Source organism: Methanobrevibacter filiformis (genome assembly GCF_001639265.1).
GTDB lineage: Archaea > Methanobacteriota > Methanobacteria > Methanobacteriales > Methanobacteriaceae > Methanacia > Methanacia filiformis.
Genome location: NZ_LWMT01000195.1, coordinates 1 through 664, shown reverse-complemented (window position 1 = coordinate 664; position 664 = coordinate 1). Strand labels below are relative to the sequence as shown.

Here is a 664-nt window from a genome sequence, read left to right as displayed (position 1 = left end):
TAGACTGAAGTCTAATATGCCAATAGCTATTACTTTAGGTAATTCTTGATATTTGTCTCCAGAATCTAAATTAACAACGAATTCTCGGCTCCAGTAGTACAATAATCTTTTTATCATGTTGTATTCATTAGCTAATTGTACCTCGATTTCTATTTTAGTTCCATCTGCTGTTTTTGCTCTAACATCTAAAACACAACTTTTATCTCCTAAAACATCTGGAGTAATTTCTGTATTTTCAACAATCTCAATAGAAGTTAAAACATCATTATTAGTTCGAGTTAAGACTGCATTGAGGAAAGATAAAAGTTGCTCTTCATCTCCTTGCTTACCCATGTACTCTAAGAATAGATAATCGTTTAAAGGGTTAAAACGTTCTCCATTTTCTTTTTTCATGTAATTATTCTCCTTAAAAATTTATTAATAGTGGAGAAATAATTAGTTAATCAGTACAATGAATATATAATAAAAATATATAATCACTAACATTTAAATTTAACTTAAAATTTTGTATAATCAAATTATTACTAATTGATATAATAATATGAAACTAACCAAATATCACCACTACAACTAATAGTAACATAGACAATATTAATAAATATTGCTTATACATGATGTGATAACTATTATTAGTTTGAAATAATTCAATACAATAAAATAAAAC

The 664-nt window shown here is 25.5% G+C and carries 1 protein-coding gene; it reads right to left on the bottom strand.

Annotation, left to right across the window (positions count from 1 at the left end; all coding sequences use genetic code 11):
• On the bottom strand, window positions 1-393 hold a 393-nt coding region (locus MBFIL_RS05045; RefSeq protein WP_157078687.1), incomplete at its 3' end, for an Rpn family recombination-promoting nuclease/putative transposase.
• Window positions 394-664 lie beyond the last annotated feature (271 nt).